The organism is Rossellomorea sp. SC111 (assembly GCF_024733565.1).
Classification (GTDB): domain Bacteria; phylum Bacillota; class Bacilli; order Bacillales; family Bacillaceae_B; genus Rossellomorea.
Window position 1 is genome coordinate 150,167 of record NZ_JANIOC010000010.1, and the last position, 12,350, is coordinate 162,516.

Annotated in this window: 11 protein-coding genes; 8 read left to right on the plus strand and 3 right to left on the minus strand. The window is 43.4% G+C overall.

The window, feature by feature from the left end:
• Positions 1–95: 95 nt before the first annotated feature.
• On the plus strand, positions 96–1,493 hold the full coding sequence (gene hemY / locus NQ095_RS14595) for a protoporphyrinogen oxidase (protein ID WP_258264246.1): 1,398 nt from the start codon (positions 96–98) through the stop codon (positions 1,491–1,493).
• Positions 1,494–1,595: 102 nt separating this feature from the next.
• Here the strand turns inward: hemY and NQ095_RS14600 are convergent, their stop codons facing one another.
• Complete coding sequence (locus NQ095_RS14600) at positions 1,596–3,002, minus strand: LysM peptidoglycan-binding domain-containing protein (RefSeq protein WP_258264189.1); 1,407 nt, start codon at positions 3,000–3,002, stop codon at positions 1,596–1,598.
• A gap of 188 nt (positions 3,003–3,190) precedes the next feature.
• Here NQ095_RS14600 and NQ095_RS14605 point away from each other — a divergent pair, with 188 nt between their 5' ends.
• The 3 genes from NQ095_RS14605 (at position 3,191) to NQ095_RS14615 (ending at position 6,976) form a co-directional block, all read left to right on the plus strand.
• Positions 3,191–3,763, plus strand: a complete 573-nt coding sequence (locus NQ095_RS14605) for a TetR/AcrR family transcriptional regulator (protein ID WP_258264190.1) — start codon at positions 3,191–3,193, stop codon at positions 3,761–3,763.
• Between the two features lie 125 nt (positions 3,764–3,888).
• Positions 3,889–6,087: a YhgE/Pip domain-containing protein gene (locus NQ095_RS14610; RefSeq protein WP_258264191.1), complete on the plus strand. Its 2,199-nt coding sequence runs from the start codon at positions 3,889–3,891 to the stop codon at positions 6,085–6,087.
• 142 nt (positions 6,088–6,229) lie between these two features.
• Positions 6,230–6,976, plus strand: coding sequence for a FixH family protein (locus NQ095_RS14615; protein WP_258264192.1), 747 nt, complete (start codon positions 6,230–6,232; stop codon positions 6,974–6,976).
• A gap of 64 nt (positions 6,977–7,040) precedes the next feature.
• On the opposite strand, the gene yhfH is transcribed toward NQ095_RS14615, so the two are convergent.
• Positions 7,041–7,175 carry a protein YhfH gene (gene yhfH / locus NQ095_RS14620; RefSeq protein WP_079533738.1) on the minus strand — a complete coding sequence of 45 codons (135 nt, stop codon included), beginning with the start codon at positions 7,173–7,175 and terminating at the stop codon, positions 7,041–7,043.
• Between the two features lie 197 nt (positions 7,176–7,372).
• On the opposite strand from yhfH, the gene NQ095_RS14625 reads away from it, so the two are divergent.
• The 3 genes from NQ095_RS14625 (at position 7,373) to NQ095_RS14635 (ending at position 10,813) form a co-directional block, all read left to right on the plus strand.
• On the plus strand, positions 7,373–8,107 hold the full coding sequence (locus NQ095_RS14625; protein ID WP_258264193.1) for an MBL fold metallo-hydrolase: 735 nt from the start codon (positions 7,373–7,375) through the stop codon (positions 8,105–8,107).
• Positions 8,108–8,118: 11 nt separating this feature from the next.
• Positions 8,119–9,105: a lipoate--protein ligase gene (gene lplA, locus NQ095_RS14630; protein WP_258264194.1), complete on the plus strand. Its 987-nt coding sequence runs from the start codon at positions 8,119–8,121 to the stop codon at positions 9,103–9,105.
• A 151-nt stretch (positions 9,106–9,256) separates the two neighbouring features.
• Positions 9,257–10,813: a fatty acid--CoA ligase family protein gene (locus NQ095_RS14635; protein WP_258264195.1), complete on the plus strand. Its 1,557-nt coding sequence runs from the start codon at positions 9,257–9,259 to the stop codon at positions 10,811–10,813.
• A gap of 41 nt (positions 10,814–10,854) precedes the next feature.
• On the opposite strand, the gene NQ095_RS14640 is transcribed toward NQ095_RS14635, so the two are convergent.
• The gene (locus NQ095_RS14640; protein WP_258264196.1) at positions 10,855–11,157 is read right to left on the minus strand and encodes a hypothetical protein; all 303 of its coding nucleotides are present in this window, start codon (positions 11,155–11,157) and stop codon (positions 10,855–10,857) included.
• A 152-nt stretch (positions 11,158–11,309) separates the two neighbouring features.
• Between NQ095_RS14640 and NQ095_RS14645 the strand changes: the two genes are divergently transcribed.
• On the plus strand, positions 11,310–12,086 hold the full coding sequence (locus NQ095_RS14645) for an enoyl-CoA hydratase-related protein (protein ID WP_258264197.1): 777 nt from the start codon (positions 11,310–11,312) through the stop codon (positions 12,084–12,086).
• Positions 12,087–12,350 lie beyond the last annotated feature (264 nt).

Consider the following 12,350-nt stretch of genomic DNA (forward strand, 5'->3'; position numbering starts at 1 on the left):
AGGAAGGACTGAAGCGAGTGGGTTCACTCTCACCGCTTTAGTCCTTCTCTATTATTGAAAATGAAGATATTTTGTTAAAGAAGGCGATGAACGTGTTGGAACAACAAAACAAAAAGATTATAGTCGTTGGTGGGGGGATCACCGGCTTAACCACGGTCTACTATCTGCAACAGAAGATAATAGAAGAAAACCTGCCAATCGAAGTAAAACTTGTAGAAGCCACCCACCGATTAGGAGGAAAGGTCCAAACCCTCAATAAGGACGGCTATATCATCGAAAAGGGACCCGACTCTTGTTTATCAAGCAAAACGGAAATCTCCCGTTTAGCTGAAAAACTGGGTATAGAAGACAAGCTCGTTCGAAATCGCAAAGGCACATCCTACTGTATAGTAGGTGGTGAACTCTATCCAATACCCGGGGGATCCATTGTAGGAATTCCAACCCAAATCGCCCCTTTCATCACAACAAGTTTATTTTCACTATCAGGAAAAATGAGAGCTGCGGCGGATTTTATCCTTCCACGCTCACAGGAAAGAGAAGATCAGTCATTGGGGAAATTCTTCAGGAGAAGAATGGGGGATGAGGTAGTTGACCACTTGATCGAACCGCTCTTAACGGGCATATTCGCCGGGGATATCGATCAACTAAGCTTAATGTCTACCTTCCCTCAACTCTATGAATTGGAACAGAAACATCGGAGTTTAATAGCCGGCATCAAAAAGAGCGGACAAGCGGGAGAATCAAGCGAAAAAGGGAACTTCCTGACTTTTACTGGGGGTCTCCAATCATTGATCGATGTCATGGAAGCAAGTTTGGAACCAAATACGGTATACAAAAGCATGAAGGTAACCAACATAGAAAAAGAGATCAGCGATGATTATACAATCACTTTCACAAACGGGGATCAAATGGAAGCCGATAGCGTCATTGTCACGACCCCTCATCACGTATTGCAATCCATGTTTCCCTCCTATCCATTCTTACATTTTTTAAAGGAGATGCCTGCTACGTCAGTGGCGACGGTTGCAATGGGATTCTCACAAGAGGCTATAAAAAAAGATATCGCCGGAACAGAGTTCCTGGTATCGAGAAATAGCGATTACTCCCTGACTGCGGGAACGTGGACACATAAAAAATGGCCACACACGGCTCCGGAAGGAAAAGCATTATTGCGTTGCTACCTTGGTAAGTCGGGTGACGAAACCATCGTGGATTTATCCGATGACCATATCGAGCAAATCGTGCTCGATGATTTGAGTAAGTTCATGGAAATTGAAGGTCCGCCTGATTTCACGATCGTCTCTCGCTATAAAAATTCAATGCCTCAATACACGGTTGGCCACCGGGAACGTATTCAAAGTATGTATGATCAAGCAGAGTCCACTTTGCCAGGAGTATTTATCGCCGGGAGTTCATATGATGGATTGAGTATTCCCGACTGCATCGGGCAGGGGGAGAGGACCGTATCGAAAGTGTTGGATTATTTGAACTAGTTAATACGAAGACTGCCGGGAAACTGGTGGTCTTTTTTTTGCGGGTAATGCTTAATTTTCTTTTTCCAAATGAAAGGAAGCACCTTCAATTGAAGGTGCTTCCTACTTTACAACCCGATATCTTGAATGCTGAAGCACCCAATTCTGTGGAAAGGCAGAACCTAGCACCCAGTAGCTTAGCCCCCTTAATTTATAGGCATCCACCACCATTTGCTTTGCCAGCATGCTCCTTGCATCTTCAAACCAGACTTCATGCTGTTGCCCTGTTTCATCCCAATACTTGAAGAATGGAGACTCGTATTGGTCATTGTATTGAATTCGCACCCCGTATTTGCTTGCGAGATCAACTGCACCCTGAGGAGAGACTGACTTCGCAAAGGTTCCATCCACCCATGGGACTTTCCAGTCACGACCATATAAAGGAGCCCCCATGAGGATTTTATTGCGGGGTATGACTGTCACGGCATAGTCCAGTACTTTTTTTACTTCATTAATGGGTGCAATCGCCCATGGTTTCCCCCCTGCCCAGCCCCACTCGTAAGTCATAAGGACAACAAAGTCGACGATTTCTCCGTGAGCCTTATAGTCATGGGCTTCGTATAATAGCCCTTTTTGATCCCCCTTGATTTTCGGTGCGAGTGCAGTTGAGACAGAATAGCCTTTTGGTTTTAAAGCAGAGACCGTCCTCCTTAAAAAGGAATTATAATTTTCCCGGTCTTCGGGGTAAACATATTCGAAATCAATGTTCAATCCTTTATAACCCTTTGTCTCCATTTTCTTCACTATGGAAGAAATTAGCGTATTTTGCAGTGAATCACTTCTTAATATCGTTGCAACAAGATCAGAGTTGAATTTGCCGTCCACATAATTGGTCAGAACCAAAAGAGGATCGACCTTTTGATTTTCCGCAGCGGAAATAAGACCGGTATCGTTCAGTTCTGTAACCGAGCCGTCTTTTGTAATGGAATGTGTAAAAGGAGCAAGGTATGTGAAGTAGCTTCCCAGCCCATTCACTTCGGCTACCCCTTGACTGTCCGTCCTCGTGGTGTATGCATTCACCTCAATCACCGGTTTTGTGTTCGGGATCCGAATCTGTTGATTAGGGTAAATAAGGGATGGATTCGAGATAGCATTCGCATTTAAAATCTCTTGCATGGGAACTTTATAATTATAAGAAATGGTGTAAAGGGTGTCGCCTGTTCTGACGTTGTGTATGAAAGCAGGCATTACGATCAATTGACCGATAAATAGTGTGGAGGGGTCAGAGATCTGGTTGAACGTCTGTAGTTCATTGAGATCCATATGATACTTTTGACTGATCTTATAGAGCGTATCCCTTGGCTGGACAATATATTCCTTTAAAGGTTCAGGGATGAGAAGACTTTGTCCGATAACAAGAATATTGGGGTTCTTCAACTGATTCCCATAAGCGATCTGGTTCACCTCAACCCCGTACCTCGATGCGATTGACCAGAGTGAATCACCGCTTTTTACGACGTAAATATTCATATGACACCTCCTGGACCGTCTTATATCTATAGCCTATTCAAGAGGGCTTATTCGATATGTAAGAACAGGGATAAAGAAAATGAAAAATATCACTTGTGTAATGCTTGCAGATGTGATAAATTTATCAATGTTAATAAAATGACTAAATTACAAATTTGGTCAAACGGTCAAATGAGGGGAGTGAGTTCATGGCGATTGATCGAAAGAAACAGATCCTCGAAGCAGCTACCAATTCTTTTTCATTGTTTGGATATAAAGCCACGACGATGGATCAAGTAGCTAAAATAGCGAATGTGGGCAAGGGGACGATTTATACTTTCTTTAAGAATAAGGAAGAATTGTTCGACGAGATCGTTTCATCTTTAATTAATGAGATGACCTTTGAAGCAGAAGAAGTGATTGATCCCGAAGCTACATTTTCTGAAAATGTCCACCGTGCATTGTTTCGTCTTCTCGAATTTCGCAAAGAGCATAAGCTGACGATCAAGTTATATCAGGAAGCCCGTGAAATGGGAACACCTGCTGTATCCGAGGTCATTGACCGCATGGAAAAAGTGGTCATAGAATTCTTGAGTCACCGGATTGAAAAGGCCATTGCCTCAAGAGCGATTAAGCCCTGCAACCCGGAAATGACGGCATTTGTCCTGTTGAAGCTATACGTTTCCTTGATCTTCGATTGGGAACGTACACATGGTCCACTCGATAAAGATGAAATAGCCAACCTGTTTGAGCTGTATATCATTAAAGGGTTATCAAGCTGATAGTCCTTCATTTTTAACAATAAATGACCAGTTGAATGAAATAGTCATTTATTTTTATATTGTAATGACCGTTTGGGTTTATTGGTCAATAGTTCAATTCTGTGAATGAAAAATAGGAGGAAAACATGAAGAAATCATTTATTGGTTCAGAATTCAAAGCGATTTTTCGCAATAAGAAATTGCTCATCCCGATCCTTGCCGTGCTATTTATTCCTGTACTATACAGCGGCATGTTCCTATGGGCATTCTGGGATCCGTACGAACAACTTTCAGATCTTCCTGTAGCTGTAGTGAACAGTGACCAGGGTGCAGAGTTTGATGGTAAGGAGTTGCACATCGGATCGGAGCTTGTTGATAAGCTGAAGGAAAGCGATCAGTTCGATTTTCATTTCGTCGATAAAAAAGAAGGATACAAGAACCTGGAGAAACAAGACTACTATATGCTTGTGGAAATTCCAGAGGACTTCTCTGAAAACGGCACTACGTTGTTAGAAGAGAATCCTCAAAAACTTTCTCTGAAATATGTCCCGAATGAGAGCTTTAACTTCTTATCTGCTCAGATCGGGGATACGGCCATGAAAGAAATCAAAGCAAGTCTTTCTAAGTCGGTATCCGAAACATATGCTGAAACGATGTTTGATAAAATTCAGGAAATGGGAGATGGCTTCAAGACCGCCAGCGATAAAGCGGGCGAAATCAACAACGGGGCCATTGATCTCTCTCAAGGCGCGAAAAAGCTAAAAGACAATTTAGCAGTCCTTGCTGAAAAGAATGTCGAGATGACAGACGGGGTGGCCAAAACCCGTGCAGGTGCCGAGAAACTTGCAAATGGTTCTCAGGAATTATCTGAGGGCGTTGGAGTCATGACGGATAAATCACAACAATTATATAAAGGAACACAGGATGTTCAAACCGGGTTGAATTCCCTTGCTGCCGGAATCGATAAAAGCAAGGCAGGGCTTGAACAAGTGGATGCTGGGCTTGACAGTGCCGTGGACAATACGGCTAAATTGCAGGCCGGTTCTCAAAACCTTGCTGAGAAGATCGGAGCTCTGAAAGGTGGAGCCGACAGTGCGCAAGCAGGCGCTCAGGCAATCGGAGCTGGAGCCTCAAAGCTTGAAAGTGAATTGGCTCCATATATGGGAAGTCTGCCTGAAGAAAAGCAGGCTGAGCTAAAGGCTGCCATTAATCAAATTAAGCAGGGGGCATCCGGACTTGAAACGGGCACCGGTTCATTAAGTGCTGGAATAACAGGCTTACAAGGCGGAGCAAGTGACTTAGCTGTTGGAATCGGTAAATTAAATGAAGGTCAAAAGAAACTACAAGGCGGCGTCGATCAGCTTGTAGCAGGATCAACTCAGCTGGATGAAGGTTCTAATCAGCTTGTAGCAGGTCAAAACAAAGTGGTTGAAAACTACGGTTTATTAAATCAGAAACTTGGAGACGTATACCAGGGAACGGTAGGTCTTGCTTCAGGAGCGAATGAACTGAGCTCTGGCCTTAACCAGGTTTATGACGGATCCACTAAGCTTGCCGACGGTTCCAAAAAGCTTGCCGACGGTTCAACGGAGCTTGCAGATGGAACAACGAAACTATCAGATGGAACGACCGAATACGAAACGAAATTAAAAGACGCAGCAAAAGAAGCCAATAGTGTCAAAGCCGATGATGATACGTACGACATGATGGCAGGACCGGTTGATGTGAAAAACGAGAAAATCAATCACGTTCCAAACTATGGAACAGGATTTGCTCCTTATTTCTTGTCTCTTGGACTGTTCGTAGGAGCACTATTAATCTCAATTGTGTATCCGCTCCGGGAGCCATCCGACCGCCCATCAAGCGGAATAAGCTGGTTCATGGGTAAATTTACTGTCCTTACGACAGTAGGAATCATCCAATCACTGATAGCAGCAGCTATCTTACTCTTTGGATTGGGTCTTGAAGTGGAAAGTGTACCATTATTCTTACTTTCTACTATTATTACAAGTCTTACATTCTTGGCATTGATTCAAATGCTTGTGACGGTACTGGGTGATCCGGGACGATTTGTCGCCATCATCATCTTGATTCTGCAATTAACAACGAGTGCCGGTACATTCCCACTCGAACTAATTCCGACTGCACTGCAACCAATCAGTGCACTGCTACCGATGACATACTCGGTATCAGCCTTCAAAGCGGTCATCTCAAGCGGGGACTTTGCCTTCATGTGGCAGAACCTCTTCGTACTGCTTGGATACTTCATTGTGTTCGTTGCATTGACTGCGGTGTTCTTTGTTGGGTTATTCAAGAAACAATATACAAAAACAGTAGAAGCTTAAGGAAAAAAACGGTAGATGTCACACACATCTACCGTTTTTTCTTCATAAAATGGACAAACCCCGGGTATACATGAACGTGTATACTAAATGGTGAGAGGTACATAATGGTGATACACTGAAAAAGTCTAAAGGAGGATCAATCATGAAAAAAATAAGTTTATTTATGCTGGTAGGGTTTCTTGCATTGTTTATCGCTGCGTGCGGTAATTCAAATGAAGATAACGGAGCGAAGGACGACGAGAAATTAGAGCCCATCGAGGCAAAATTAGACGTACCTGAAAAAGGGGAAAAGGGTCAAACCATTTCTCTTTCCACCAAGGTCACACAAGGTGATGAGAACGTCGAGGATGCCGATGAAGTGAAATATGAAATCTGGAAGAATGATCATAAAGAAGAAAGTGAAATGATTGAAGCAAAGCACGATAAAGCCGGTGTATACAAGGCTGAGAAGACGTTTGAAGAAGACGGTGTTTATACCGTACAGGTTCATGTGACGGCCCGCGATATGCATACGATGCCTAAAACAGAGATTGCGATTGGCGAAGTAGAAGCAGGGGAACATGAGGAAGCAGGGGACGATCACCACCATGGCGAAAGCAGCGTGTCCATTCACCTGATGAAGACTGACAGTGTTACAGCAGGTGAAGAAGCAGAAATGATGGTGCATGTTGAGAATGAAGAAGCTGCATTGGAAGATGCCAAAGTTCGTTTGGAAATTTACCAAGACGGCCAGGAGAAACATGAGTGGGTGGATCTGACTCCAGGTGAGGCAGGCAAATATAACGGCTCTTATACTTTCCCGGAAAAAGGCTCCTATAATGTTCAGGTCCATGTCACCAAAGGAGAAGAAATTCACGAACACACATTGGAAACAGTCGAAGTACAATAATCATAAAAAGGATGCTCTTCATTTTGAAGAGCATCCTTTTTAGTACCCCTTGGTTTTCATGAAGTCAGTATTCGTAGTCAGTCGTACATTTTTCGCAATAAATGCCGTAGCATTCATGCTGCTCCTCAATTGTATCTCCACATTGTGCACAAGACTTAGGCGGCAAATTTCGAAAGAACTCAACAATATTTTTTACCATGTTCATCACCCTCCGTAAATTTGTATTCACCCATCAATTGTTTGTGTTATATAACTGATGTGTTAATTTATTTTATTGTATTATAACAGTATGAGTTTCGTCAACAATAAATTCTAAAATGGGCGGAAAAAATGAAAAAATAGGCACAATGAAGTATAGTAAGGGTGACAGACTAAAGTGAAAGGCGATGTTCAAACATGAAGTTAACCGTTATTGGACAATGGGGCGGATATCCGAAAGCAGGCGAAGCAAGCACAGGATATTTACTTGAAGCTAATGGCTTTAAACTGCTTATTGACTGTGGAAGTGGTGTACTATCCCATCTTCAACATCATATAGAACCAACAGAGTTAGATGCAGTCCTTCTGTCCCACTACCATCCCGATCATGTAGCAGATATAGGTGTACTACAACACGCTTTATTGATTCAATACTTCCTGGGTAAGTACAAAGGTACACTGCCAGTATATGCCCATCGGGAAGATCAGCAAGGATACAATTCCCTTACATACAAAGATTTAATGGCAGCCCACGAGTATACTGAGGACTCTTCTTTATCTGTTGGTCCCTTCACGGTAACGTTTGTGAAATCAAAGCATCCCGTTCCATGTTACGGGATGAGAATCGAAGCAGATGGGAAATCCCTCTTTTATACAGCAGATTCCGCATACAGGGAGGAATTCGTTTCATTTGGGCAGGACGCTGACCTGCTTCTATGTGAATGTAATTTCTATGGGGAGATGGATGCATCAAACGCTGGTCATATGACTAGTCTCGACGCCGGAAGACTTGCTCAGAAAACCAGTGCCCGGAACCTCATCCTCACACATTTGCCTCATTTCGGAGACTTGGAACAGTTAATTACAGAAGCGAAAACGATTTATAGCGGTCATGTATCATTAGCAAAAAAAGATATGGTAGTAGAAATTTAGGAGGAAAAACAATGTTATTTATTGATAATAAAGGAATCACAGATCCGAGGATCAATCTTGCTATAGAAGAATATGCTTTGAAAAACTTAGATATTAATGAGAGTTATTTATTATTTTACATTAATGAACCTTCCATCATCATCGGGAAGAATCAAAATACAATCGAAGAGATCAATACAGATTACGTGGAGAAACAGGGACTTCACGTCGTACGCCGTCTTTCCGGTGGGGGAGCCGTGTATCATGACCTGGGAAACCTGAACTTCAGCTTTATTACGAAAGATGACGGAGAGAGCTTCCATAATTTCAAAAAATTCACTGAACCTGTTGTAACGGCCCTCCATAAACTCGGAGTGAAAGCAGAGCTGAGCGGTCGTAACGATATCATCGCAGAAGGCAGAAAGATCTCCGGAAATGCCCAGTTCTCCACTAAGGGTCGGATGTTCAGTCACGGAACGCTGCTGTTCGATTCCGAAATGGAAAACGTCGTGTCCGCTCTCCGAGTGAAAAAAGACAAGATCGAATCAAAAGGGATCAAATCGATCCGGAGCCGAGTAGCCAATATCTCCGAATTTCTGACTGAACAAATGACCATAGAAGAGTTCCGCTCAACCCTTCTTGATTTCATCTTCGACGGGAGCGACGTAGAAGAGTATATCCTGACTGAAGAAGACTGGAAGAATATCCATGAGCTTTCAAAAGAACGCTATCAGAACTGGGATTGGAACTATGGGAAATCACCAAAATTCAATCTCCAGCATTCCCACCGCTTCCCGGTCGGTTCAATCGATGTCCGTCTCGAAGTGAATAAAGGGGAGATCGATAACTGTAAAATATTTGGTGATTTCTTTGGGGTGGGAAATGTAGAAGACATTGAAGAGAAGCTGGCAGGCACACGCTACGAGCGAAAAGACATTGCAGGGGCATTGGAAGGTGTTGATATCCAACACTACTTCGGTAATATCACGAAGGATGAATTTGTTGATTTGGTGTATTGATATAAATGGAAGAACCGTCCAAATTGGGCGGTTTTTTTACATCAATATACTTGTATTAATACTATTCTTTATATAGAATATATTTTGAATACTTTTAATAGTTTGATGAATGACCATTCATTCAGTTTTTTTGAAAAGGGGAGGGATACAATTGAATATTGCTACACGGTTAGACCAAATCGCTCAAGAAAAAGCAGATAAAACAGCGTATCATTTCTTGAATACCTCAAGTACATATGGGGAATTGAATGGTGCTGTATCGAAATTTGCAAGTGGCTTAGAGCAGCTGGGTCTGAAAAAAGGAGATCATATCGCGCTGGTATTGGGGAATTCACCGCATTTTGTCATCGGATTATATGGCGCCCTGCGTCTTGGATTAAAGGTCATTCCGATCAATCCGATCTACACTCCGGATGAGATTGGCTACATTTTGAAAAGTGGTGATGTTAAGGCCATTCTCACACTCGATCTGCTCGTGCCACTAATTGAAAAAATGCAGCATCTGTTAACGGATGTGGAGCACTTCATCCTGTGTGAATCAGGAGATGAAAGGGCGAAGGATATTGATTTAGAAAACATTTCTCTTGCGTACCCTAAAATGAAATCGTTTACAACTGTGTTGGAGAAAGGTGACCGTGGCTTTAAAGGTGAGTCAGTGGATGAGAACGAGGTTGCCATCATTCTTTACACTTCCGGAACAACAGGGAAACCAAAAGGCGCCATGCTCACCCATAAAAACATTTATTCCAATGCGACCGACGTTGGAAGCTATTTACGAATGAATGAAGATGATACCGTCATTACCGCTTTGCCAATGTTCCATGTTTTCTGTTTAACAGTGGTTCTGAATGCACCGCTTTTGAGGGGAGCTACCTTGTTAATCGTTCCGCGCTTCAGTCCCAAAGCCGTTTTTGAGTTATCAAAAGAGTATCGGCCAACTGTATTTGCCGGAGTGCCGACTATGTACAACTTCCTGTTTCAGTATCCTGATGGAAACCCGGAGGATCTATCATCTCTTCGTCTCTGTATTTCAGGCGGCGCTTCCCTGCCGGTGGCTCTCTTGAAAAACTTTGAAAAGAAATTCAATGTCATGATTTCTGAAGGGTATGGATTATCCGAAGCGTCACCAGTGACATGCTTCAACCCATTGGATCGGCCAAGAAAACCGGGATCGATCGGAACATCAATCATGAACCTGGAGAATAAAGTCGTCGATGAAATGGGTGAAGAAGTCCCTGTAGGACAAGTCGGTGAACTGATTGTCAAAGGCCCGAATGTCATGAAGGGCTATTATAAGATGGAAGAAGAAACCGCCGCAACGATCCGTGACGGCTGGTTATATACCGGAGACCTTGCCCGCATGGATGAAGATGGCTACTTCTACATTGTGGACCGTAAAAAAGAGCTGATTATTGTAGGTGGTTACAACGTTTACCCCCGAGAGGTTGAAGAAGTGCTATACAATCATCCCGGCATCGTGGAAGCAGCAGTCATCGGTGTGCCGCATCCCGAAATGGGTGAAGCCGTCAGCAGCTATGTTGTGAAAAGCGATCCATCCCTGACAGGACAAGATGTACTGGAGTATTGTAAAGAGCATCTTGCGAAATACAAGCTTCCGGCTTCCATCGAGTTCCTGGATGAACTGCCGAAAAACACAACTGGTAAAATTTTACGAAGAGCGCTGAAGGAGCAAGTGCTTCAATCATAAAAAAAGAAGATGCTCAGGTGCTCACTGAGCATCTTTTTGTTTCATTTCATAGCTTTACTAGCCTGTAATAGCTTGGATTCACCTTTTTCCCACGTCTCAACCTGCTCAATTGCCTGCTCCGGAGTGAATCCCTGCCCGACCAATACACCAGATAAGATAAATTCCTGGAAGAGGTGAGTAAGGTTGATGCCTTCTTCCACCTCCGATAAGGCACGGGTTACGAGTGGTTGGATATATTCGACCCACTGATCGGGAAGACTTTTCGTTTCACGGTAGTACTGATTGACGTGTTGGCCCGCCTGTTGATATTGGAAGTAAGGGTTTTGATTTGAAGGATGATACATAATAGCATACAGCTCCTTTATGGGTAGATGTCACGAACAGTCTATGCATAAGCATGGGAAATGTTCTGCCCTTTTGAAAAATGAAAGGGTTTTCTCGATTCGTGTCGAATCATACATAAGGAGGAAACACTTATACAAAGGGGAGAACAAACATGGAATCTATTTTACTAGAACAAAAGGGCAATGTTGCAACTGTGACCATCAACCGGCCGGATGCAATGAATGCCTTTAATTACGATACACTGAACGAACTTCAGCAGGTCGTCGAAGCACTCAGGATCAACCCGGACGTACGGGTCGTCATCTTCACAGGAAGCGGGGAAAAAGCCTTCTCCGTCGGAGCGGACCTTAAGGAACGCAAAACCTTGACTGAACAGCAGGTCATTCGCAACGTCTATAAGATCGGCGAAGTTTTTCAATCCGTCGCCACCCTTCCGCAGCCGACCATTGCTGCTATGAACGGCTACGCATTCGGGGGAGGGATGGAACTTGCTCTTGCGTGCGATTTCCGAATAGCTGTTGCGGGAACGACAATGGGACTGACTGAGACAAGTCTTGCCATCATTCCGGGCGCAGGAGGGACTCAGCGTTTGCCTCGACTGGTCGGTGAATCCAAAGCCCTTGAGCTTATTTTGAAAGCTAAGCGTTTAACCTCAGAAGAAGCATTGGATATCGGACTTGTTACGAAGGTAGTAGAAAAAGAGAATTTCATGGGTGAAGTTCATGGATTCGTGGAACCGATGTTAGCGAACGGACCGGTTGCCCTTCAGCAGGCTAAGTTTGCTGTTAAGAATGGGATGAACGTGGACCTGCAGACAGGATTGCAGATTGAGAGAAAAGCATATGAAATCACGATTCCAACTGAAGACCGGGTGGAAGCTTTACTGGCATTCAGTCAGAAGCGGAAGCCGGATTTTAAGGGGAAGTGAATCGAAAGTATTGCCTGATCGATGTTTTATGTGAGTAGCAGATCTGCTGTGGAGCCACCCTGGCTCTCGTGGCGGATCTTTTTATGGTGGTGGACTGGTGGAGATTCACTTTTGAAAATAAAAGTGTCATATACAGATTTCTTTTCCTTACGTCCCTAGTCCCACTTTAAGATAGTCCTCTGGTCGTTAGTATAATGATGTATTTATTGGTAAATTTATGAAAATATCATTATTATTCTTTTGACAATTCATTAAGAAAGGGGA